Source organism: Salipiger mangrovisoli (assembly GCF_015223355.1).
Classification (GTDB): domain Bacteria; phylum Pseudomonadota; class Alphaproteobacteria; order Rhodobacterales; family Rhodobacteraceae; genus Salipiger; species Salipiger mangrovisoli.
Map to the genome: position 1 here is coordinate 70898 of NZ_JADFFK010000001.1, position 23845 is coordinate 94742.

The window sequence follows — 23845 nt, forward strand, 5'->3', positions numbered from 1 at the left end:
AGACCACCCCGGCGGCCGCCCCGGCCCCGGAGGAGGGCAAATGACCAAGCTGCTCGACATCCAGAACCTGACGCTGCGCTTCAAGGGCAAGCGCACGGTGCATGCGATCAACGACGTCTCGCTCAGCATGGAGCAGGGCGAGACGCTTGCGCTCCTCGGTGAGTCCGGCTCGGGCAAGTCGGTGACGCTGAAGGCGCTGCTGGGGCTGCTGCCGCCCAAACGCACCGAGATCGAGGGCAAGATCGAGGTCAACGGCACCGACGTGTTGAGCCTCTCGGGCAAGAAGCTGCAGAAGTACCGCGGCGGCGAAGTTTCCATGGTCTTCCAGGAACCGGCGCTGGCGCTCGACCCGGTCTATACCGTCGGCCACCAGATCGCCGAGTCCGTCATGCGCCACAAGGGCGTCAGCAAGGCCGACGCCATGTCCACCGCGCTCGACATGCTCGACCGGGTGCGCATCCCCTCGGCCAACCGGCGGCTGCACAACTACCCGCACGAACTGTCTGGCGGGATGCGGCAGCGGGTGATGATCGCCCTTGCGCTGGCCTGCCGGCCGCGGCTGCTATTGGCCGACGAGCCCACCACGGCGCTGGATGCCACGGTGCAGATCCAGATCCTGCTGCTGCTGCGCGAGCTGCAGAAGGAATTCGGCATGGGGGTGATCTTCGTCACCCATGACATCGGCGTGGCGGTCGAGATCTCGGAGCGCGTCGCGGTCATGTACGCCGGGCAGATCGTCGAGGAGGGGACCACGTCGGAGATCATCAAGTCCGCGAAACACCCCTACACGCAGGGCCTGCTGGCGGCGAACCTGCACGACGTGGAACGCGGCGCGCGGCTCAACGCCATCCCCGGCGCGCCGCCCTCGCTCGAGACCAAGCCCGACGCCTGCTCCTTTGCGCCGCGCTGTGCCCATGCCACCGCCGAGTGCCGCGCCGCGCTGCCGCCGGTGTTCACCCCGGCACCGCGCCGCCGCGTCGCCTGCGTGATGGCCGAACCTGCGATCGCGGCCCAATGACGAGACGGACATGCTGATCGAGACCGACCCGTATCGCTGCTTCATGCCCTACGAGCCGATCCCTGTGCCGAGCGCAGGTGACGGGCCGCTGGCCGATCTCACGCTGGCGGTGAAGGACATCTTCGACGTGTCGGGGTATCGCACCGGCTCCGGCTGCCCGACGCGGCTGGCCGAAAGCCCGGTGCGCGTGCAGACCACCCCGGCGGCGCAAAGGCTGCTGGATGCCGGAGCCCGCTTCGTCGGCAAGACCCATACAGACGAGCTGGCCTGGTCGATGTACGGCATGAACGTGCATTTCGGCACGCCGGTGAACCCCGCCGCGCCGGATCGCATACCCGGTGGCTCGTCTTCGGGCTCGGCCGTCGCCGTCGCTGGCGGACTTGCCGACATCGCCATCGGCTCGGACACCGGCGGCTCGATCCGCGCGCCCGCCAGTTTCTGTGGCATCTGGGGCATCCGGCCGACCCATGGGCTCGTCTCGCTGGACCTCGCGCAGCCGCTGGCCGCAAGCTACGACACCTGCGGTCTCTTTGCCCGCGATGGTGAAACGCTGCTGCGCGCCATGGCGGTCCTGCTCGACGGCAAGACCGTGCCGCTGCCCGAGGCCCCCGAATACCTGCGCCCGCTGGACATGCTGGCACAGCTCGGCGATGCGGCGCTCGAGGTCTGGGAGGCGCAATTCGGCGCACTGCCCGCGCGCGACGTGCGCGTCTATCCCGAGGGGGTGGATGCGGCCTATGACGCTTTCCTGCGGACCATCGGCGCGGATGCGCGGGACTGGGTGTTGCCCTATATCCGCCGCAGAGCGATACCGCTGGCGCGGGGTCTCGACCAGCGCGCCGATGCCTCCGAGGCGCTGACCGAGGCGGAGATCGCCGGCGGGCAGGCCGCACGGCGGGCCTTCACCGCCCATATCGAGGCGCTGCTTGGTCCCGCCGGGGTGATCCTTGCGCCGGCAGTGCATGACGCGCCGTTCCGACTGGACCCGCCGCTAGAGGTCTTCGATCGCTTCCGGCACGACTGCGCGCGGCTGCTCTGCGTGGCGGGGCTTTCGGGGCTGCCGCAGGTGGTCTTCCCCGCGGGCAGGATCGACGGCGCGCCTTACGGGATGTCATTGATCGGGCCGCGCGGTTCGGACCTGTCGCTGATTGCGCAGGCCTGCCGCATCGTCGCGGGCGCGGAAGTGCCGGCCTGACGGAGAGAGATATGGACAAGATCGAGACCAGGCTCGCGGAGCTGGGGTTGTCGCTGCCGCCGTCGGCCCCATCGCGTGCCCTGTTCCTGCCGGGCAAGATCAGCGGCAACCTGCTGTTCCTCTCGGGGCAGATCTGCGAGTGGGAGGGGGAGCCCAAGTACTTCGGGCCGGTGCCTGCGGGCTTCGACGTGAGAACCGGGCAGGACGCCGCGCGCATGTGCGCGCTCAACCTGCTTTATTCGATCAAGGCGGTCGCCGGCTCGCTCGACCGGGTCGCCAGCGTCGTTCGGCTTGGCGGCTTCGTCGCGGCACCGCCCGGCTATGGCGACGGGCCGCTGATCGTCAACGGTGCCTCGCAGCTCTTCATCGATCTCTGGGGCGAGGCGGGTCGGCACGCGCGCACCGCGGTCAATGTCGCCTCGCTGCCCGCCAACGCGCTGGTCGAGATCGAGGCGACGGTCGAACTTGGCTGATCCCGGTGATGCGCCGCGCGTCCTGCTGATGAACCCCAACAGCAACGCCGCCACGACCCGCACCATGTGCGGGATCGCCGGAAGGGTGCTGCCGCGGGTGAGCGGCTGGACCGCGCCGGAGGGGCCGGCGCTGATCACCTCTGCGCAGGCGCTGCACCAGGCCGCGATCCAGGTTGCTGCGGCGCAGCTTGAGCCAGGCATTTCGGGGGTCATCGTCTCGGCTTTCGGCGATCCGGGGCTGGAGGCGCTGAGTGCGCGCTTGCGGGTTCCCGTAGTCGGGATCGGCTCGGCGGCGGCGCGGGCCGCTGCGGCAGAAGGGCGCGCCTTTGCCGTGGTGACCCACACGCCCGGTCTGGAAACAAGCATAGACGCCTTGATGAACAATGCCGGCTCGGCCGGGCGCTATCTTGGAACCTACCTTGCCGACGGCGACCCGATAGAGCTTTCTGGAGATCCGGAAAAGCTAGACGCCGCATTGCTTTATGCCGCAAAGCTCGCACATCGAGATGGTGCCGAGGCGGTGATCATCGGGGGCGGCCCGTTGGGCGAGGCGGCCGACCGACTCGCCGATCACGCCCCCTGCATTCTTGTTTCGCCCATTTTACATGCGGCGCTTGAGATGCGAGCGAAACTCCGCTTGCCAACAGGCTGAAACTGCGGCAATCCGCCATTGGATTGCCTTCGAAAGCGCCGCATGACCGGAGATTCGGCAGAGTTTCGCCGCCGCGCAGCAAAAGCCCGCTTTTGGAGGGAACCCCAACGATTACGGGGGTGTTGTCTTTCCCGTACTCGCTATCACATTCCCGCCCAGTACCACCCCTTGGAGCAGACATTTGCGGAAGTTTCCGACCTCTAGTCCTGTTGTGTCCGGACGCGCGTTCGTGGCGCGTCAAAATCGACGCCAATTTCTGGTGCGCCTTGCCGGCTCTGCCGCCGTCCCCGCGCTGATGAGCGCAACGTCCCTGGCCGCGCAGGAGGCGACCGAGGCCGCCGTGCAGGAAGCCCCCGACGCGCAGGTGCAACCCGAGACAACGCCCTTCTCCTTCGACATCCTTTCGGCCCAGATGGCCGAGGCAGCGAAGTCGCCTCCGAAAGAGCCGGAGCAGATCGAGGGCTTTCTTGCCGAGCTCGACTACGACGGTTACCAGCGCATTCGCTTCAACCCGGACAACGCCCGCTGGGCGGACCTTCCGGACGATACGTTCCGGCTGCACGCCTTTCACCTCGGCTGGCTGTTCAAGCAGCCGGTGCGCCTGCACGAGGTGACAAACGGCGAAGCGCGGCTGATGCAGTTCTCGACCTCGGACTTCGACTATTCCTCGGTCGAGACTCCGATCCCCGAGCACACCGAGATGCCCGGCGTGGCCGGCTTCCGGCTGCACAACCCGCTGAACCGCGCCGATACCTTCGACGAGCTGGTCGCTTTCCTCGGCGCAAGCTACTTCCGCGCGCTTGGCCGCAGCAACACCTACGGGCTCAGCGCCCGTGGACTGGCGGTGAACACGGGTCTCTCGGGGGCCGAGGAATTCCCGCGCTTCAACGAGTTCTGGCTCGAACGTCCGGGACCCGGTGCCGAGCACATGACCGTCTACGCCGCGCTTGGCAGCGCCTCGGTGACCGGGGCCTACCGCTTCGTGATCCGCCCCGGCGAGGACACCCAGATCGAGGTGACGGCGCGGCTCTTCCTGCGCAACGACATCCAGCAGCTCGGCATCGCGCCGCTGACTTCGATGTTCCTCTTCGGCGGGCCGGACATGGGCGATTTCGACGATTTCCGCCCCGCCGTGCACGACAGCGAGGCACTGGTCCTGACCACCCAGGGCGGCGAGACGTTCTTCCGACCGCTCAACAACCCGCCGCGCCTCGCCAGTTCCTACTTCGGCGCGCTGAGCCCGGTGCGCTTCGGGCTGGTGCAGCGCACGCGCGACTTCGAGCACTACCTCGATGCCCAGGCCCACTACGAGAAGCGTCCGACGCTGATGGTGGAGCCGATCGGCGACTGGGGAGAGGGCTCGGTGCGGCTGGTCGAGATCCCCTCGGATCTCGAAGCCAACGACAATATCGTCGCCTTCTGGATCCCCAAGGCTGAAACCAAGGCCGGGGATGCGCTGGAATTTTCCTATCGCCTGCACTGGGGCATGTCCCCGCTCGGGGATGGGGCCGTCGACCGGGCCCGCGTGGTGCGCACACGGGTTGGCAAGGGCGGCGTATCGGGGGTCGAGCAGGACACCGATCGGCGGAAATTCGTCATCGATTTCGAAGGTGGCACATTGGGGGAACTTCCTGCCGGTGCCGAAGTTGAACCTCAAGTGAGTGTCGCGAACGGCGAGATTGCCGAAGCGATTGTGAGCCGGATCTCGGGGACCGAGACATGGCGCCTTGTACTGGAAGTTTCCGCGCCCAACGGCGCGGTCGCCGAACTCAAGGCGGGGCTCAAAGGGTATGGTCGTACGCTTACCGAAACCTGGACTTATCAATGGGTGAAGGAATGAATGCTGAACCGATGAAGGAACAGGACGTGGCAGAAGCACGTGCCGTCGAGATGCCGCATTGGGCTCCGCCCGAGGCGCCGATGGACATGCCACGCCAGGAAGTCGAAGCAATGCGCGCCGAGCGCGTGTCGCTCGGCGAGATGATTGCGCGCATCCTGCTGCCGGGCCAGCGCGCCTAAGGACCTGCCCGAGGACTTGCACATGCCTGTTCTGCCTTCGCCCAGCCGCATGACGGTTGCCACCCGTCTATTCGCCGCCGCCTTCGCGCTCGTCGCCGCGGGTACCGCCACCGGCCTTCTGCTGGAGGTGGCGCTGCAGGACGGCGTCGAACTCTGGGACTTCGTCCGCGCCGGACTAATCCTGGTGACCACGGCCTGGCTTGCCTGGGGGGCCGCCTTGGCGCTCTCCGGCCTTGCGCCGTTGCGGCGCAAGGCGGTGCCAGAGGTGCAGATGCCGCAGCCGCGCACCGTGGTTCTCGTCCCGATCTGCAACGAGGACCCGGTGGCCACATTCGCGCGCATCGCGGCGATGGATCGCTCGATCCTTGAGGCCGGTATCGCGGTGGACGTGGCAATCCTCTCGGACACGCGCGACGAGGCGAATGCCGCAGAAGAGCGGCGGGTCTTCGTGCGGCTGCTGGACGAGACCGGCGGGCAGGGCCGCATCTTCTACCGCCGCCGCGAGGACAATCGCGGCCGCAAGGCGGGCAATATCGAAGACTTCTTCCGGCGCTCCGGCGGGGCGTACGAACTGGCGGTGATCCTTGATGCCGACAGCCTCATGGAAGGCTCGGCCATTCGCCGGATGATTGCGCGGATGCAGGCGGACCCGCAGATCGGCCTGCTCCAGACGCTGCCCCAAATCGTTGGCGGGCGCAGCTTTTTCGGACGTGCAATGCAATTCGCCGCAGCTTTCCACGGTCCTGTCTTCACCCGCGGCCTCGCGCGGATGCAGGGCGCGACCGGCCCGTTCTGGGGGCACAATGCCATCGTGCGGGTGAACGCCTTTGCCGAAAGCTGCGGCCTTCCCGAGCTTCAGGGCAAGCCGCCCTTCGGCGGGCACATCCTCAGCCACGACTATGTCGAGGCGGCGCTGCTTGCGCGTGCCGGCTGGAAGGTCGAGGTGGACGCCAGCATCGCCGGCTCGTTCGAGGAAGGCCCCGAGAACCTGCTCTCCTTCGCAAAGCGCGACCGCCGTTGGTGCCAGGGCAACCTGCAGCACATCCGGCTGCTCTTTGCGCCGGGCCTTGCGGCCTGGAGCCGCTTCGTCTTCGTGCTCGGCATCTTCTCCTATCTCGTGTCGCTGCTCTGGTTCGGATTCCTCGTGGCCTCGGTGATCGCCGCGGTGACCGCGCCGCCGCCGGATTACTTCCCCGAGCCGCACCTGCTGTTCCCGGTGTTTCCGAGTGACCGCACGAAGGAGATGATCGCGCTGATGATCGGCATCTTCGGCCTGCTCATCATGCCCAAGTTCGCGATCCTCATCGAAAGCGTCCTAACCGATCGCGTGAATGGTTTCGGCGGGGCGATGCGCGCCTTCTGGTCGGTGATCACCGAGGTCGTGCTGACCTCGCTCATCGCGCCGCTGATGCTGATGTACCAAACCAAGGCAGTGCTTCAGGTGCTGTCGGGCCGCGACGGCGGCTGGCCGTCGAGCCAGCGCGGCGAGGGACAACTCAGCTTCACGCAGGGGATCCGCGCGGGACTGTGGATCACCGCCACAGGCGCCGTGGCGCTGGCGGTGACCGCTTGGCTCTCGCCGGCGCTCGTGCCCTGGCTGCTGCCGGTCTGCCTGCCGATGCTCTTTGCGCCGGTGCTGATCTCGTGGAGCTCGCGGCCCTTGACCCACAAGCTGTTCATCTCACCCGATGAGCTTGATCCTGCGCCGGTCGTGCGCAGCTATCGCGACATTCTTGCGCGCTGGAGCGCGGCGCCACAGGCGCCGTTGCCGCAACCGGGACTTGGAAGAGGCGCACGACATGCCGCAGCATGAACATAAACTCGTTTCCTTTCCGGGGGGTGCGAAGGCACAGCCCGGCAGCCGCCCTCGCGATCCGCGTATCGATGCCTTCCGCGGGCTTGCGCTGGTGATGATCTTTGTCGATCACGTGCCGGGCAATCCCTACGAGTACCTGACGATCCGCAATTTCGCGCATTCCGACGCCGCCGAGGCCTTCTTCATCATGTCGGGCCTGGCGGCGGCTCTGGCCTATTCCAGTCGCCTCGCACCCGAGGCGCGGGCCGAACACGGGCTGATGAACGGCGTGCTGCCGATGTGGAAGCGCAGCTGGACGCTGTATCTGGCGCACATCCTGATGACCGTCTGGGCAATCGGCATCTTCGCGGCCGGGGCGGGCGTCTACAATCTTCCCGAGCTGCTCGAAACGATCAATCTCCGACAGGTGTTCAGCAATACCGGCGAGGCCCTTTTCGGCATCGGCGCGCTGACGCACCAGCTGGGTTACGTGAATATCCTGCCAGCCTATTCGGTGTTGCTGTTCTTCGCCCCCGCCATGCTGCTGCTGGGGCTCTGGAAGCCCAAGGCGCTGCTCTGGACCGCCCTCGGCGTGTGGATGGCGGCGGGGCTCTGGCGGCTCAACCTTCCGAATTTTCCCAACCCTGGCGGCTGGTTCTTCAACCCGATCAGCTGGGAGCTGCTGTTTGCCATCGGCATGCTGACCGGCCTTGCCATGCGCCGAGGCGAGCGCTTCGTGCCGGTTTCGCGGCCGCTGTTCTGGGCAAGCGCCGGTTACTGCGTGTTGGTTCTGGCATGGAAGTTCATTCCCGAGATCGGCGCGGTGATCAACCACCAGATGGCGCGGCTCTACCAGGCGGGAATCCCGTTCCACCTGACCACCCATGACAAGACCTTCGTGGCGCTGCCGCGGCTGCTGAACATCCTGGCGCTGGCCTATGTGCTGTCCTGCCTGCCAGCGGTCACGCGTCTGAGCGCCGGCAAGCTGGCCGCGCCGCTGCGGCTCTTGGGACAGCAGGGCCTGCTGGTGTTCTGTACCGGTACCATCGTCGCGCTGATGTTCCAGGTGATCATGGCAGGCAACCCTCTGTCCACCTGGATGGGCTGGGGACTGCCGCCGCTGGGTATCGTGATCATGCTGGTCGTCGCGTGGATGGGGCAATCCCGCAAGCCGGTGCGCCGCGAGGCGCAGGCAGCAGGCGGCATCGTCGCCGCCGCTGGCCAGCGCCGCGTGAGCTGACCCGCCACGCAGCGGTCTTTGCTAGGGGCGCGCCACGGCGTGCCCCTTTGCTTTTTGGAAGCTTGCCGCGGCCGCGCGTGCTTGCCGCCAGCGGCGCGTGGCAACCATAGGTGCGTGTCATCGAGGCCGCGCCCCGGTGGTCACGAAAAGGTCAGCGAAATTCTTTAAAATACCCCGACGGAAGGGCATCGTTCATACGTACCAAGGGCTCGCGTGGGCGCTGTCTGCCCGTGCGACCGACCGAAGGAGAAGAAGATGGCGTCTAGCCGCAGCCCCCGGACCGTCCGAGTCCTTGTCGCAGCCCTTGCGCTGTCGTTCCCCCTGGCACCAATGCTGCACGCACAGGACGCGCCGCAAGGCGCGGCAGCGCGCGAGGTGGGGGTGATCACCCTCGAGCCGACCGATGTGCCCTATTCGGTGACCTTGCCGGGCCGCTCCACCGCGTTCGAGGAGGTGGCGATCCGCCCGCGTGTCTCGGGAGTGATTTCCGAGATCCTCTACGAGCCGGGCAGCGACGTGAAAAAGGGCACGGTGCTCTTCCGTATCGATGGCGACACCTACCAGGCCGACGTGGATGCCGCCGCGGCCGATGTGGCAGGCGCCGAGGCGGCGCTGCGCAGCGCCGAGACGACGCTGTCGCGCTACGAGAAGCTGGTGGGCACCGGGGTGACCGCAGCCGATGTGGACACCGCCGAAGTCGAGGTGATGCAGGCCAAGGCCACGCTGAGCGCGGCGCAGGCGGCGCTGGAGCTTGCCAAGCTCGACCTCGAGCGGACCGAGATCACCAGCCCGATCGACGGCATCGCGGTGCTGCCGCAGGTCTCGGTCGGCGATCTGGTCACCGCCAACCAGGAGGATGAGCTGACCACGGTGACGCGCATCGATCCGATCTACGTCGACGTGCAGGAATCCATCACCCGCGTGCAGCAGACCCGCGATCGGCTGGACCAGGGCTCGCTCACCCGTGGCGAGCGGATCGAGGCCGAGCTCGAACTGGAGACCGGCAGGAAATTCGAAGGGCAGGGTACCTTCGTTTCGCCGCCGGTGAGCGTCTCGACCACCACCGGGACTTCGGTCATCCGGCTGCGCTTCGACAACCCGCGCCGCGGCATCCTGCCCGGCCAGTTCCTGCGGGTGAAGCTGACCTTCGGCAGCACCCCCGCGATCCTGGTGCCGCAGGGCGCGACCTCGCGCGCCTCGGACGGCACGCTGACCGCCTTCGTGCTCGGGAACGGCACGGCCGAGAAACGGACGCTCGCGTCCCAGGGGGCCTACAACAATGCCTGGATCGTGACCGAGGGTGTCGCAGCGGGCGAGCAGTTGATTGTCGACGGGCTGCGCAACCTGCAAAACGGCGCTGCGGTCAGTCCCGTCGCGGTCACGATCTCCGAGACCGGCGTGGTCACCCGCGCCGACGGCACGCCCGACAGCTTCGGCGGGGCACCTTCCTCTGCGGCATCGACCGGGAACGAGGGCTGACCGCATGGGAAATTTCTTCATTGCGCGCCCGGTCTTTGCCTGGGTGCTGGCGATCCTCACCATGCTGGCCGGCGCGATGGCAGTGGTCACACTGCCGGTCAGCCAATACCCTGACATTGCGCCCACCACGGTGCGCGTTTCGGCCACCTACACCGGCGCCACCGCCGAGGCGGTGCAGAACTCGGTGACGCGCGAGATCGAGGACGCGATGACCGGGCTCGAGGGCATGCTCTACATGACCTCCAGCTCCTCCAAGGGCTCGTCCTCGATCGAGATCACCTTCGATGAAAGCGTCGATCCGGTGGACGCGCAGAACGAGGTCCAGTCCAAGGTCAGCCAGGTCGAGAGCCGGCTGCCCACGGCGGTGCAGAGCCAGGGGGTGCGCGTGTCGCGCTCGTCCTCGTCGATCCTCATGGTCGGCGCGCTGGTCGACACGACCGGCCAGTACAGCACGGTCGAGCTGGGCGACATCATGTCCACCACCGTCGAGGGACCGATCGAACGCACCGAGGGCGTCGGCGGCGTGCAGAGCTTCGGCTCGGGCTATGCCATGCGCATCTGGCTCGACCCGCTGTCGCTGGCGCGCTACCAGCTCACCGCCTCGGACGTGGTGAGCGCGGTCTCGGCGCAGAACTCCACCGTTTCGGTCGGCTCGCTTGGCGAGCAGCCCACGACGCAGGGCCAGCAGTTCACCGCGACGATCACCGCGCAGAGCCAGCTCACCACCGTCGAGGAATTCGACTCGATCCTGCTGCGCTCGTCCGAAGAGGGGGGCGTGGTGCGGCTCGGCGACGTGGCGCGGGTCGAGATCGGTCAGGAGGACTACGGCGGCGACTCGCGGTTCAACGGGCTCAACTCCTCGGGCTTCGGGGTCAACCTCGAGACCGGGGCCAACGCCGTGGACACCGCCGCCGCCGTGCGCGCGCAGCTCGACAAGCTGAGCGCCGCGCTGCCCGAGGGGGTGGAGTTCCGCACCGCCTACGACACCTCGCCCTTCGTCGAGCTGTCGATCGAGCAGGTCTACCACACGCTCTTCGAGGCGGTGGTGCTGGTGCTCGCCGTTCTGCTGATCTTCCTGCAGAGCTGGCGCGCGACGCTGGTGCCGCTGATGGCCGTGCCGGTGGTGCTGCTCGGCACCTTCGGCGTGCTGATGGTGGCGGGCTACTCGATCAACACGCTGACCATGTTCGCGATGGTGCTGGCGATCGGCCTCTTGGTCGATGACGCAATCGTGGTGGTCGAGAACGTCGAGCGCCTGATGGAGGAAGAGAAGCTGTCGGCCCTCGAGGCCACCAAGCGCTCGATGAGCCAGATCACCAGCGCGCTGGTCGGCATCAACGTGGTGCTGGCGGCGGTCTTCCTGCCGATGGCCTTCTTCGGCGGCTCCACGGGGGTGATCTACCGGCAGTTCTCGATCACTATGGTCGCGGCCATGGCGATCTCGCTGGTCATGGCGATCATCCTGTCGCCGCCGATGTCGGCGCGGCTTCTGAAACCTGCGCACGGCCCGGCGAAGTTCCCCCCGGCGCGCTGGTTCAACGCCGGTCTCGCAAGGGTCACCGAGGGCTACGGCCGCGCGGTGGACTGGTCGCTGAAGATGCCCGCGCTGGTGCTGCTGGTGCTGGCGGCGGCGCTTGGCGGGGCGTGGATGGTCAACGAGCGGCTCACCTCCTCGTTCATCCCGGCCGAGGACCAGGGCGTGCTGATGACCATGATCAACCTCACGGAGGGGGCGACGACGCAGCAGACCCTGGCGACGCTCGAGCAGGTCGAGGACTACCTGCTGAACCAGGAGGGCGATGCGGTGGAAAGCACCTTCGCCTCGCTTGGTTTCGGCTTCAGCGGCTCGGGCCAGAACCAGGCCATGGTCTTCGTCAAGCTGCGCGATTTCGAAGTGCGCGAGGGCCATCCCGAGCTTTCCGCCAGCGCCGTCGCGGCGCGGGCCACCGCCGCCTTCGCCTCCAGCCGCGCGGGTCAGATCATGGTGATGCAGCCGCCCGCCATCCGCGGCCTCGGCAACACCGGCGGCTTCTCCTTCTACCTCGTTGACCAGGCGGGCAATGGCATCGAGGCCCTGCAGGACGCGGCGGACACTCTCGAGGCGCTCGCCGCTGCCCGTCCCGAGATCGCCAACGTGCGGGTCACGGGCACAGAGGACGAGAGCGCTCTGCGCATCTCCATCGACCGCGAGAAGGCCGAGAGCTTCGGGCTGACGCTGTCGGAAATCAACTCGATGCTCTCGGTGATCTTCTCGGGCAGCGAGGTGAACGATTTCATCCTCGGCTCCGAGCTGCGCCCGGTGATCGTGCAGGCCGGCGCAGAGCACCGGATGCAGCCAGAGGACATCATGGACTGGTACGCCAAGAACTCGGACGGCGAGATGGTGCCCTTCTCGGCCTTCATGAAGACCGAATGGGAGCCCGTCGCGCCACGCCTCCAGCGCTATTCGGCGACGCAGGCGATCGAGGTCTCGGGCTCGCCGAGCGCCGATGTCAGCTCGGGCGTGGCGATGGAGGTCGTGCAGGAGCTGGTCGAGGGCATGGACGGCGGCTACGGGCTGGCCTGGACGGGGCTCTCGTACCAGGAGCAGCAGTCGGGCGCGCAGGCGCCGATGCTCTATGCGATCTCGGGCCTCGTGGTCTTCCTCGCGCTGGCGGCGCTCTACGAAAGCTGGGCGATACCCTTCTCGGTGATGCTGTCGGTGCCGGTGGGCCTGTTCGGGGCGCTGCTCGCGGCCTATTGGTTCGGCCAGTCCAACGACGTCTACTTCAAGGTCGGCATCCTGACGACCATCGGCCTTGCCGCGCGCAACGCGATCCTGATCGTCGAATTCGCCGAGGACCTGCGGCGGCAGGGCAGGACCATCGCGCAGGCGGCCAAGGAGGCGGCGCAGCTGCGCCTGCGGCCGATCCTGATGACCGCGCTGACCTTCATCCTCGGGGTGGTGCCTCTGGCCACCGCCAGCGGCGCGGGGGCGGCGGCGCAGAACGCCATCGGCACCGGGGTGATCGGCGGGATGATCGCCTCGACGGTCATCGGCATCTTCCTCGTGCCGGGCTTCTACGTGCTGGTCATGCGGCTGGTGCGCCGGGTGAAGGGGGCAAAGGCCGCGGCCTGACGTTTCCGAAGGTGATCCGATCCGCTAACAAGGCCCCGAGGCGCTTCGCGTCTCGGGGTTTTTCTTGAGGGCGCACCATGCGGATCATGTCACTCAATGCCTGGGGCGGCACGCTGCATGGACCGCTGCTGCGCTACCTCGCGTCGGAAGCGCCCGAGGTGCTCTGCCTGCAGGAGGTGATCCACAGCCCCGACACCGGCAAGGCCGACCTGATCTACCGCGACGGTGACCACGTGCTGCCGCAGCGGGCCAATCTTTTCACCGAGGTGGCGGCGGTGCTGCCTGAGCACGCGGCGACCTTCTGCCCGGCGGCGCAGGGCATGCTCTGGGACGGCGAGACGCCGGTGCCCTCGCGCTGGGGTCTGGCCACCTTCGTGCATGGCGCGCTGCCGGTCATCGGGCAAGCGCAGGGCTTCGTCCACAAGGGCTACGCGCCGGACGGTTTCGGCGCGCATCCGCGCTCGCGCAGCGCCCATGCGGTCAGGGTCTTCGACCAGGCACGGGGCAGGGCGGTGAGCATCGCGCAGATGCACGGTCTGCGCGATCTGCGCGGCAAGATGGACACGCCCGAGCGCGCGGCGCAGGCGTTGCGTTTCCGGGAGCTTCTCGCGCAGGTGGCCGAGCCCGGCGACCTGCGTGTTGCCTGCGGGGATTTCAACGTCGAGCCGGGCAGCGAGACGCTGCGCCTGCTGGAGGCGTCGGGGCTGACCGAGCTGGTGACGCAGCGGGGGTTCGCGGGTACCCGCAGTGCGCAGTATGCCAAGCCGGGAAAGTTCGCCGATTACATGCTGGTCAACGACGCGAAGGCGGTGCGCGGTTTCACCGTGGTGCGCGACCCCGAGGTGTCGGACCATTGCCCGCTGCTTCTGGAGGTCTAGCGCTCAGGCGATCCGGCCGAGCAGGCGGATCAGCGTCCGCTGCTCACGCGTGCTGAGCGGGGCGAGCATCTCGCCGCGGACCGCGATGGCCGCCTCTGTGGCAAATTCGAGCAGAGTGATCCCCTCGGCGGTCAGCGAGACGACGTGCCGCCGCCGGTCCGACGGGTCGCGTTCTGTCCGCAGCAGACCCCTTGCGCTCAACCGATCGACCACGCCCTTGGTCGTCGCGCCGTCCATGGCCACGGCGCGGCCCAGCATGTTCTGCGAGGTCGGCCCGTCCTCGGCGAGCCGGTGCATCAGGGCGAACTGCATGGGGGTCAGCGCGCCTTCGACCTTATCGGCGAAGATGGTGCAATTGCGCTGGTAGGCCTTGCGCAGAAGGAAGCCGATCTGCTCTTGCAGCCGGTAGCCGTGGTCATCGCTGGTGCGGGCGTTTCGCGTTTCGGCCAAGGTCTGAGGTCCTCCAAGACATCTACACCTAGGCCGATCGCGGCCGTATCGCAATGCGGAGCTGGCGCTCCTTGGCGTCAACTTCAGACCGACAGATAGGCATCCCGGATCTCCGGTCGGGATTCGAGCGTCTCGAAACTGCCATCGAATTTCTTCTGACCGGCTTCGAGGATGACCGCCCGGTCAGCCACGGCGCGGGCGAAATGCAGGTTCTGCTCCGAGAGGAGCACGGTAAGCCCTTCGGACTTGAGCATCGCGATGCTGCGGGCCATCTGTTCGACGATCACCGGCGCGATGCCCTCCGAGGGCTCATCGAGCAGCAGGAGCGCCGGATTGCCCATCAGCGTCCGGGCAATGGTGAGCATCTGCTGCTCGCCGCCCGACAGGTGCTTGCCGCGGTTGTGGCGGCGCTCGGCGAGGTTGGGGAACAGCTCGAAGAGCTGCGCCACGGTCCAGTGCGGGGCCCCGTCGCGTTTCGGCTGGCGGCCCACCTCGAGGTTCTCCAACACCGTCAGGTCAGAGAACACCCGCCGGTCCTCGGGCACATAGCCTAGGCCCGCCTTGGCCACGCGGTAGGCGGGCAGACCGACGAGTTCGCGCCCCTCGAAGATCACTGAACCCGCGCGCGGCCGCACCAGCTGCATCACCGATTTCATCGTTGTGGACTTGCCCGCGCCGTTGCGCCCGAGCAGGGCGACGACCTCGCCGCGCGCCACCGAGAAGCTCAGGGCATCGAGGATGTGCGCCTTGCCATAGAAGCTGTGGATCGACGCGACCTCAAGCATCCCGCGCCTCCTTGAAGAGCGTGCCGCCGCCCAGATAGACCTCTTGCACGCGGGGATCGTTGCGCACCGCCTCGGCGTTGCCGTCGGCGATCAGCTTGCCGCGGTTCAGGACCATGATGTGATGGGCATGGGCGAAGACAACGTCCATGTCGTGCTCCGTGAAGAGCACCGAGAGCCCCTGGTCGCGCACGACATCGGCGACCAGCTGCATCATGTCGATCCGCGCCGAGGGGGCCATGCCCGCCGTCGGTTCGTCCATCAGCAGCAGCCTCGGCCGGTGGCTGAGCGCGATCGCCAGCTCCAGCCGCTTCAGGTCGCCGTAGGCGAGCACCGAGCACGGGCGGTCCGCCTGATCGTCCAGCGCGACGCTGCGCAAGAGGTCCAATGCCTCGGCGCGGTAGAGCTTCCACGCCCGAGCGCCGAAGCCGAAGAGGCGCCGATGGTGGCTGATCAGGGCCATCTGCACGTTCTCGGCCACACTCATCGAGGCGTAGGTGCCGGTGATCTGGAAGGTCCGCCCGACGCCCAAGCGCCAGATCTCGCGCGGGCGCTTGCCGGTAATGCGTGCGCCGCGCAGGAAGACCTCGCCCGAACTGGGTTTGAGCTGTCCGGTCAGCATGTTGAAGCAGGTGGACTTGCCCGCGCCATTGGGGCCGATGAGCGCCTTCAGCTCGCCCTCTCTGACCGAGAAGCTGACCCCGTCCACGGCGAGGAACCCGTCATAGCTCTTGCGCAGGGTGTCGGCGCGCAGGATCTCGGTCATCGCGGGGCCTCCTCTGTCGAGGGCCGCAGGCGGCCCGCAAGGCGCTTCAGCGTCCCGACGATGCCCTCGGGCATCAGGATCACCACGGCGATGATCACCAGCCCCAGCACCAGTCGCCAGTACTCGAGCCGGGTCAGCCAGTGCTCGACCGAGGTCATGAAGCTGGCCCCCACCACGCCGCCCGCCAATGTCTTCACGCCGCCGAGGAAGACCACGATCAGCGCGTCGAAGCTCTTGGTGATCTCCAGCTCGGTGGGAAAGACCGAACCCTTGGAAAAGACGAAGAGCCCGCCCGCGAGCCCGGCCATGGCCCCGGCCAGCGCGAAGGCAACGAGTTGCACGCGCCCGACGTTGATGCCCATGGCCTCGGCCTGTCGCGGGCTGTCGCGCCCGGCGCGCAGCGCGTAGCCGAAGGGCGCGTGGATGATATGGCGCAGGGTGAGGATGCCGCCGACCCCGAGGGCCAGCGTGAGGTAGTAATAGGGCATCGGGGCGTTCAGCCAGTCCGCGGGCCAGATGTTGATCAGCCCGTCATCGCCCCGCGTGACGCTGCGCCATTGGAAGGCGAGCGACCATACAAGTTGGCTGAAGGCCAGCGTCAGCATGGCGAAATAGACCCCGGAGAGGCGGATGCAGAACCAGCCGATCCCCAGCGCCAGCACCCCGGCGGCAAGCGGCGCGCAAAGGAAGGCAAGCTCCATCGGGGTCTCGCTATGGTACACCAGCAGCGCCGCCGCATAGGCCCCGCCCCCGAAGAAGGCGGCGTGGCCGAAGCTCACCATGCCACCGGTGCCAAGGATGAAATGAAGCGACGCGGCGAAAAGCGCGAAGACGGTGATATCGACGACCAGCGTCAGCAGGAAGGGCTCGGCGAAGGCGGGCAGGGCCGCGAGCAGCACCAAGAGCGCGACGGTCAGCGCGACGCCGCGCGGGCCGTAGGGGCGGATGGGTGTTTCGGGCGCGCCGACCTGCCCGTGCTCGCCCGCCGTCTCCTCCCGGCCCAGCAGGCCGTAGGGGCGCAGGATCAGCACCGCCGCCATCACGACGAACATCAGCACCAGCGTCGATTCCGGCAGGAAGGCCACGCCGAAGGCATTCAGCACCGAGATCAGCACCGCCGCGATGAAGGCGCCGGGCAGGCTCCCCATGCCGCCGATCACCACCACCACGAAGACCGCGCCGATGATGTTGAAATCCATCAAGAGGTTCGCACCGCCCTTCGGCAGCTGCAGCGCGCCGCCCCAGCCGGCCAGCGCCGAACCGAGCGCAAAGACCCCGGTGAACAGCCACGCCTGGTTGACCCCGAGCGCGCCGACCATCTCGCGGTCCTGCGTCGCCGCGCGCACCAGGATGCCCAGCCGGGTGCGGGTGATCAGGTACCACAGCGCCAGCAGGATGACCGGAGTGATGGCGATGAGCACGATGTCGAACTTTGGCACCGGCTCGCCGAAGATGCGCCAGACCCCGCGCAGTCCGGGCGCGCGCGGGCCGAGCCGGTCCTCGGCGCCCCAGATCATCAGCGCCAGATCCTGGATGACGAGGATCACGCCGAAGGTGGCGACAAGCTGGAACAGCTCGGGCGCGCGGTAGATGCGCCGCAACACGACGATTTCGACCAGCGCGCCGATCAGCCCCACCGCCAGGCCGGTCAGCAGGATCGCGCCCCAGAAGCCCACCGCGCCGGGCAGCAGCTCCATCAGGGTCACGCCGATGAAGGCGCCGAGCATGTAGAACGAACCATGCGCGAAGTTGACGATCCGCGTGACGCCGAAAATCAGCGACAGCCCCGAGGCCACGAGGAACAGCGCCGCCGCATTGGCAAGGCCGGTCAGGAACAGGGCGAAGAGAAAGGCCATGGGCAGGGGGCTCGGGTTGGAGTGGGGTGGGGGCGTAGACCCTCTTGGCCTGGCGGCCAAGTCACCCCGAAGGATTTGCCGAAAGTGGAAAGGGGAAGCGCCGAGGCGCTTGCCCCCGGAGGTCCGTGACAGGCCCGGTCAGGAGCCAGTCAGAGGCCAGTCAGGGTCTTGGGCCGCGCCGCGCTCACTCGGCGGGGCGCATGGCGCGGACCTCGTCATCCGAGGGCATGTAGGGCGTGGGGTCCTTGTACTCCCAGTCCACCATCACGCCGTCGCCCTCATCGTTGAGCGCCGTGGTGCCGACAAAGGCGCCCAGCGTCGACTGGTTGTCGAGCGCCCGGTAGTGCAGCGGGCCGACGGGGGTATCGGGAATGTCCAGATCCTCGAAGGCGGCGCGGATCGCCTCGGTCTCGGTGCTGCCGGCGCGCTCGATGGCGGCGGCGACCGACAGGCCGGTCAGGTAGCCGACGTTGCTGCCGTTCTTCGGGGTTTCGCCGAACATCTCCTCATAGGCCGCGACGAAGGCACCGCCGGGAGTGCCCTCGGCAAAGTCGTACCAGGGGTAGCCGGTGACGACCCATCCCTCGGGGGCCTCCGCGCCCAGCGGCTCGAAATACTCCGGCTCGCCGGTCAGCAGTCCGTAGACGTCGCGCCCCTCGAACAGGCCGCGGTCGCCGCCCTCGCGCACCAGCTTGGCAAGGTCGGTGCCGAAGGTGACGTTGTAGATCGCGTCGGGCTTGGCGCGCTCGAGTGCCTGCACCTCGGCGCCGGCATCGATCTTGAACAGCGGCGGCCACTGCTCGGCGACGAATTCAACCTCGGGCTTGAGCCGCTTGAGGTTGGCCTTGAAGGCTTCGACCGCCTCGGTGCCATAGGCGTAGTTCGGGGCGATGGTGGCATAGCGGATGGCGTCGGTGGTGGCGGCCTTCTCGGCCAGCAGCGCCGCCTGCACCCAGGTCGAGGTGCGCAGGCGGAAGGTATAGGGGTTGCCCGAGCCCCAGACCAGCGTGTCCGCCAGCGGCTCGGAGGCAAGGTAGACGTAGTGCTTTTCGGCGGCAAAGGAGCTGATCGCGAGCCCGACGTTGCTGAGGATGGAGCCGGTGAGCATCACCGCGCCATCGCGGGTCATCAGCTCTTCGGCGATGCGCACCGCCTCGGCGGGATCGCCCTGGTCGTCGCGGAAGATGAACTCCAGCGGTCGGCCCAGCACGCCGCCGCCCGCGTTGATCTCGGAGACGGCAAGCTCGATGCCCTTGCGGTAGGGCTCGGCGAAGGCCGCAAGGCGCTTGAAGTGGTTGATCTCTCCGATCCGGATCGGCGCCTTTCCGGCGTCCTGGGCAAGAACGGCTGCCGGGACCAGCGCCAGCGCGGCGGCGGTGGCAAGAACGGTGCGTCGAAGCAGGGTCATCGCGGTGTCTTTCTCCTGTTGGGCGGTGCCGGAGGCAGACCGCTGCGACCCTCTTACGCTGGATCGGCCCCTCTTACCAAGGTGGTGCGCGGCAGTTTTCGGGGGGAACCGGTGCCGGGGGCGCTGCCCCCGCCGCGCGGGCGCGCGGCTCCCCCGGCGTATTTTTGAAGAGAAGAAGCCCGCGGGGGTGCTCAGCGGGGGCGTTGCGCGAAGGGGCGCTTGGCGCTAGGACTGCGCGCCAAAGCGCGCCAAAAACCCGACCGCGCGAGACTTAGGAGAGACGATCATGACGCGAGCTTTCATCTTCCCCGGTCAGGGGGCGCAGACCATCGGCATGGGCAAGGCGCTAGCCGAGGCCTACCCGGCGGCGAAAGCCGTCTTCGACGAGGTGGATGCGGCGCTTGGCGAGAGTCTCTCTGCGCTGATCTGGGAGGGCGACATCGAGACGCTGACCCTCACCGAGAACGCCCAGCCGGCGCTGATGGCGACCTCGCTTGCCGCCCTGCGCGCGCTCGAGGCCGAGGGCATCGAGATCGGCGCGGCCAGCTTCGTCGCCGGCCATTCGCTGGGCGAATACTCGGCGCTGACCGCCGCCGGGGCGCTCAGCGTCAGCGATGCCGCGAAGCTGCTGCGCACCCGCGGCAAGGCCATGCAAGCGGCGGTGCCGGTGGGCGAGGGGGCGATGGCGGCGCTGCTCGGCCTCGACCTCGCGGGCGCCCGCGCCGTGGCCGAAGAGGCCGCGCAGGGCGAGGTCTGCGCCGCGGCGAATGACAACGACCCGTCGCAGGTGGTGATCTCGGGCAGCAAGGGCGCGGTCGAACGCGCGCTCGACATCGCCAAGGCGAAGGGCGCCAAGCGCGCGCTGCTGCTGCCGGTGAGCGCGCCCTTCCACTGCGCCCTGATGGCCCCCGCCGCAGAGGTCATGGCCGGCGCGCTGGCCGAGGTCGAGATCAAGGCACCGAGCGTGCCGCTGGTCGCCAACGTCATCGCCGAGGCGGTCACCGATCCCGCGCGCATCCGCGCGCTGCTGGTCGAGCAGGTGACCGGCTCGGTGCGCTGGCGCGAGTCGGTGGAATACATGGTGGCGCAGGGCGTCACCGAGTTCTGGGAAATCGGCGCAGGCAAGGCGCTCTCGGGCATGGTCAAGCGCATCGAACGCAGCGCCGTGCTGCGCAACGTTGGCGCCCCCGACGACGTCAAGGCAGCGCTCGAGGCGGTCTGAGCCGCGCCTTCGAGAGTCTCGCGTGACAAGGGGCGGTGCCATCCGGTGCCGCCCTTCGCGTCTCGAGGGGCGCAGCACGCCTTTCATTGTTCCGAAAATACGCAATCCGGCTTTTCCGCCCGCGCCGCGCGGGGGCAGAAGCCCGACCTTGACGCCCCGCCCGACTCGCCGCAGTGTGCCCGAACTCACCCGGGGGGTCCCGACAAGGGGCTGAGATACTGCTGGCGTCCGCGCAGCGCAGTGACCCGACGAACCTGATCCAGTTCATACTGGCGTAGGGATGGTGCACTGGCGTTGCCGGGGGCTCTGCGCCCCGGATCTTGCGGACTGGACAAGCGGCGCATATCCGCGCCGTGCCGCAGCGATGTCACCCCATTCGCGCACGGAACTGGGTCTCCACCGCTTCGAGCTTGGAGGCTCCGACCGATGAAAGACCTTACCCCCACAGTCACCTGCGGGCCGATGCCCGCCTCGCGCCGCGTCTGGCACACGGGCGAGCTGCACCCACAGATCCGCGTGCCGATGCGCGAGATCGACCTGCACCCCTCGGCCGGGGAGCCGCCGGTGACCGTCTACGACAGCTCCGGCCCCTACACCGATCCCGCCGCCGAGATCGCGATCGACCAGGGCCTGCCACGCCTGCGCGAGGGCTGGATCGACGCCCGCGCCGACACCGAAAGCTACGATGGACGCCATGTGAAGCCCGAGGACAACGGTTTTGCCGAAGGCGCGCGGGCGGTGCCCGAGTTTCCGGTCCGCCACGCGCCGCGCCGGGGCAGGGACGGCAAGCCGGTCACCCAGCTGGCCTACGCCCGCGCCGGGATCATCACTCCCGAAATGGAGTTCGTGGCGATCCGCGAGAACCTCGGGCGCAAGGCTGCCAAGGCCAAGCTGGCGCGCGATGGCCAAGACTGGGGCGCTTCCATCCCCGATCACGTCACGCCCGAATTCGTGCGCGACGAGATCACCCGCGGCCGCGCGATCATTCCCGCCAATATCAACCACGCCGAGCTTGAGCCGATGATCATCGGCCGCAACTTCCTGGTGAAGATCAACGCCAATATCGGCAACTCGGCGGTGACCTCCTCGATGGCCGAGGAAGTGGAGAAGATGGTCTGGGCGACGCGCTGGGGCGCGGACACGGTCATGGACCTCTCGACGGGCCGCAACATCCACAACATCCGCGACTGGATCCTGCGCAACTCGCCGGTCCCCATCGGCACGGTGCCGCTCTACCAGGCGCTGGAGAAGGTCGGCGGCATCGCCGAGGACCTGACGTGGGAGGTGTTCCGCGACACGCTGATCGAACAGGCCGAACAGGGGGTGGACTACTTCACCATCCACGCGGGCGTGCGGCTGCACATGATCCCGATGACGGTGAACCGGGTGACGGGGATCGTCAGCCGGGGCGGCTCGATCATGGCCAAGTGGTGCCTGCACCATCACCGCGAGAGCTTCCTCTACGAGCATTTCGAGGAGATCTGCGAGATCGCGCGCGCTTATGACGTGTCCTTCTCGCTCGGCGACGGGTTGCGGCCGGGCTGCATCGCCGACGCCAACGACGAGGCGCAGTTCGCCGAACTCGAGACGCTCGGCGCGCTGACGCAGGTGGCCTGGAAGCATGATTGCCAGGTGATGATCGAGGGGCCGGGCCACGTCGCCATGCACAAGATCAAGGCCAACATGGACAAGCAGCTCGAGACCTGCGGCGAGGCGCCGTTCTACACATTGGGGCCGCTCACCACGGATATCGCGCCGGGCTACGACCACATCACCTCCGGCATCGGCGCGGCGATGATCGGCTGGTTCGGCACGGCGATGCTTTGCTACGTGACGCCCAAGGAACACCTTGGGCTGCCGGACCGCGACGACGTGAAGGTGGGGGTGATCACCTACAAGATCGCCGCCCATGCCGCCGATCTCGCCAAGGGCCACCCGGCAGCGCAGATCCGCGACGACGCGCTGTCGCGTGCCCGCTTCGAGTTCCGCTGGGAGGATCAGTTCAACCTTGCGCTCGATCCGGACACCGCACGATCCATGCACGACGAGACCCTGCCCAAGGAGGCGCATAAGGTCGCGCATTTCTGCTCGATGTGCGGGCCGAAGTTCTGCTCGATGCGGATCAGCCACGATATCCGCGCCGAGGCGCAGAAGGAGGGCATGGCAAGGATGGCCGAGAAGTTCCGCGAAGGCGGCGCGCTCTACCTGCCGAAGCGGGAGGAGGGGGCGTGACCGCGCAGCGCCGCCGAAAGGCCGGCGCAGGCGCATTCCGCGGGCTATGATCGCGGGCGCGGGGCAGGCAGGGTGAATCCCGCCGGCCTGCCCCGAGAGCCGGGGGCCTTGCCCCCGGACCCCCAGGATATTGGGACCTAGAAGACGGGCATTCCGGCGCGGCCCCGAGAGGCTGCCGGCGCGGCCTCAGGCGCCCCAGGTCTTGCGCAGGACGCGCAGCCAATTGCCGTGGCAGAGCTTGTCCATCAGCGCGGCATCAACGCCATGGGCGGTCATTGCCGCGCGCAGCTTGGGCAGCCCGGCGATGTCGGTGATGCCCTCGGGCACGGTCGCGCCGTCGAAGTCCGAGCCGAAGCCGACCCGGTCCTCGCCGAGCTTCCCGATCAGGTGATCGAGGTGGCGCAGCACCACGTCGAGACCGCAGTCGCTGCCCATCCGCCCGTCCTCGCGCAGGAAGGCGGTGGCAAAGTTGATGCCGACCATGCCGTCGCTCTCGGCGATCATTGCCAGCTGCCGGTCGGTCAGGTTGCGGGCATGGGTGGTGACCGCATGGGCGTTGGAATGGGTGGCGACCAGTGGCGCGTCCGTCAGCGCGGCGACGTCGTCGACGCCTTTCTCGTTGAGGTGCGACAGGTCGATCATGATCTTCAGCGCGTTGCACTCCTTCACCAGCCGCTTGCCGGCCTCGGTCAGGCCCGCCCCGATGTCGGGCGTCGCGGGGAAGCGGAAGGGCACGCCGTTGCCGAAGATCGTCGGCCGCGACCAGACCGGGCCGAGCGAGCGCAGTCCGCGGGCGTGCAGCGCGTGCAGCTCTTCGAGGTTGGGGCCGATCGCCTCGGCGCCCTCGAGATGCAGCACGGCGGCCATCTTCGGTCCGGCGAGCGCGGCCTCGATCTCGGCCGCGGTGGTGCAGGGGGTGATCGCCCCGGCGGCGGCCAGCGCCTCGAAGGCCTCGACGCCGCGCCAGGTGGTCTCCAACGCATCGAGCTGGGGGATCATCTCGGGCAGGGGCAGGTCGTATTGCGGCTGGCTCATCGCCTGGTCCATGTCGACGCCGGGCGTGGCGGGGCTTGGCACGAAGATGGCGAAGAAACCACCGCCGAAACCGCCGGCGCGCGCGCGCGGCAGATCGATGTGACCGCTGCCGAGGCCGTTGGCCACGCCGCTTGCGGTGACCGCGCCGCCGAGCAGGCGCAGCAGAAGGTCATTGTGGCCGTCGAAGATGGGCGGGGTGGTGGCGAGCGTCATGCGGCGTCTTTCGA

The 23845-nt window shown here is 68.0% G+C and carries 19 protein-coding genes and 1 riboswitch; of the genes, 13 read left to right on the forward strand and 6 right to left on the reverse strand.

What is annotated here, in order from left to right; all coding sequences use genetic code 11:
• Positions 1–40: 40 nt before the first annotated feature.
• From IQ782_RS00345 to IQ782_RS00395, 11 genes are all read left to right on the forward strand, one after another.
• The gene (locus tag IQ782_RS00345; RefSeq protein WP_194132628.1) at positions 41–1018 is read left to right on the forward strand and encodes an ABC transporter ATP-binding protein; all 978 of its coding nucleotides are present in this window, start codon (positions 41–43) and stop codon (positions 1016–1018) included.
• Positions 1019–1028: 10 nt separating this feature from the next.
• Positions 1029–2213 carry an amidase gene (locus tag IQ782_RS00350; protein ID WP_194132629.1) on the forward strand — a complete coding sequence of 395 codons (1185 nt, stop codon included), beginning with the start codon at positions 1029–1031 and terminating at the stop codon, positions 2211–2213.
• Between the two features lie 11 nt (positions 2214–2224).
• Positions 2225–2686: a RidA family protein gene (locus IQ782_RS00355; RefSeq protein ID WP_194132630.1), complete on the forward strand. Its 462-nt coding sequence runs from the start codon at positions 2225–2227 to the stop codon at positions 2684–2686.
• Positions 2687–2714: 28 nt separating this feature from the next.
• Complete coding sequence (locus IQ782_RS00360; protein WP_194133181.1) at positions 2715–3338, forward strand: aspartate/glutamate racemase family protein; 624 nt, start codon at positions 2715–2717, stop codon at positions 3336–3338.
• Positions 3339–3633: 295 nt separating this feature from the next.
• Positions 3634–5178 (forward strand): OpgD/OpgG family glucan biosynthesis protein, encoded by a 1545-nt coding sequence (locus IQ782_RS00365; protein ID WP_194132631.1) that lies wholly within the window; start codon positions 3634–3636, stop codon positions 5176–5178.
• A gap of 26 nt (positions 5179–5204) precedes the next feature.
• On the forward strand, positions 5205–5357 hold the full coding sequence (locus IQ782_RS00370) for a hypothetical protein (RefSeq protein ID WP_194132632.1): 153 nt from the start codon (positions 5205–5207) through the stop codon (positions 5355–5357).
• 22 nt (positions 5358–5379) lie between these two features.
• Positions 5380–7170 carry a glucans biosynthesis glucosyltransferase MdoH gene (gene mdoH / locus IQ782_RS00375; RefSeq protein ID WP_194132633.1) on the forward strand — a complete coding sequence of 597 codons (1791 nt, stop codon included), beginning with the start codon at positions 5380–5382 and terminating at the stop codon, positions 7168–7170.
• Positions 7157–8392 carry an OpgC family protein gene (locus IQ782_RS00380; protein ID WP_194132634.1) on the forward strand — a complete coding sequence of 412 codons (1236 nt, stop codon included), beginning with the start codon at positions 7157–7159 and terminating at the stop codon, positions 8390–8392. The genes mdoH and IQ782_RS00380 overlap by 14 nt, the downstream gene beginning before the upstream one ends.
• A 255-nt stretch (positions 8393–8647) precedes the next feature.
• Positions 8648–9871, forward strand: coding sequence for an efflux RND transporter periplasmic adaptor subunit (locus IQ782_RS00385; protein ID WP_194132635.1), 1224 nt, complete (start codon positions 8648–8650; stop codon positions 9869–9871).
• 4 nt (positions 9872–9875) lie between these two features.
• A complete protein-coding gene (locus tag IQ782_RS00390; RefSeq protein ID WP_194132636.1) occupies positions 9876–12989 on the forward strand; it encodes a multidrug efflux RND transporter permease subunit in 3114 nt (1037 codons plus the stop codon).
• A gap of 77 nt (positions 12990–13066) precedes the next feature.
• Positions 13067–13867: an endonuclease/exonuclease/phosphatase family protein gene (locus tag IQ782_RS00395; RefSeq protein ID WP_194132637.1), complete on the forward strand. Its 801-nt coding sequence runs from the start codon at positions 13067–13069 to the stop codon at positions 13865–13867.
• A gap of 3 nt (positions 13868–13870) precedes the next feature.
• Here the strand turns inward: IQ782_RS00395 and IQ782_RS00400 are convergent, their stop codons facing one another.
• The 5 genes from IQ782_RS00400 to IQ782_RS00420 all read right to left on the reverse strand — a co-directional run bounded on the left by IQ782_RS00400 (position 13871) and on the right by IQ782_RS00420 (position 19129).
• The gene (locus IQ782_RS00400) at positions 13871–14317 is read right to left on the reverse strand and encodes a MarR family winged helix-turn-helix transcriptional regulator (protein WP_194132638.1); all 447 of its coding nucleotides are present in this window, start codon (positions 14315–14317) and stop codon (positions 13871–13873) included.
• Between the two features lie 83 nt (positions 14318–14400).
• The gene (locus IQ782_RS00405; protein WP_194132639.1) at positions 14401–15102 is read right to left on the reverse strand and encodes an ABC transporter ATP-binding protein; all 702 of its coding nucleotides are present in this window, start codon (positions 15100–15102) and stop codon (positions 14401–14403) included.
• Positions 15095–15865 (reverse strand): ABC transporter ATP-binding protein, encoded by a 771-nt coding sequence (locus tag IQ782_RS00410; RefSeq protein WP_194132640.1) that lies wholly within the window; start codon positions 15863–15865, stop codon positions 15095–15097. Before IQ782_RS00410 ends, IQ782_RS00405 begins: the two co-directional genes overlap by 8 nt.
• A complete protein-coding gene (locus IQ782_RS00415; protein ID WP_194132641.1) occupies positions 15862–17721 on the reverse strand; it encodes an ABC transporter permease in 1860 nt (619 codons plus the stop codon). The genes IQ782_RS00410 and IQ782_RS00415 overlap by 4 nt, the downstream gene beginning before the upstream one ends.
• Before the next feature lie 184 nt (positions 17722–17905).
• The gene (locus tag IQ782_RS00420) at positions 17906–19129 is read right to left on the reverse strand and encodes an ABC transporter substrate-binding protein (protein WP_194132642.1); all 1224 of its coding nucleotides are present in this window, start codon (positions 19127–19129) and stop codon (positions 17906–17908) included.
• Positions 19130–19415: 286 nt separating this feature from the next.
• Here IQ782_RS00420 and fabD point away from each other — a divergent pair, with 286 nt between their 5' ends.
• Complete coding sequence (gene fabD / locus IQ782_RS00425) at positions 19416–20351, forward strand: ACP S-malonyltransferase (protein ID WP_194132643.1); 936 nt, start codon at positions 19416–19418, stop codon at positions 20349–20351.
• Between the two features lie 180 nt (positions 20352–20531).
• A riboswitch (TPP riboswitch) is annotated at positions 20532–20650 on the forward strand.
• A gap of 127 nt (positions 20651–20777) precedes the next feature.
• Positions 20778–22583 carry a phosphomethylpyrimidine synthase ThiC gene (gene thiC / locus IQ782_RS00430; RefSeq protein ID WP_194132644.1) on the forward strand — a complete coding sequence of 602 codons (1806 nt, stop codon included), beginning with the start codon at positions 20778–20780 and terminating at the stop codon, positions 22581–22583.
• Positions 22584–22769: 186 nt separating this feature from the next.
• On the opposite strand, the gene IQ782_RS00435 is transcribed toward thiC, so the two are convergent.
• A complete protein-coding gene (locus IQ782_RS00435) occupies positions 22770–23831 on the reverse strand; it encodes a dipeptidase (RefSeq protein ID WP_194132645.1) in 1062 nt (353 codons plus the stop codon).
• Positions 23832–23845: the final 14 nt, after the last annotated feature.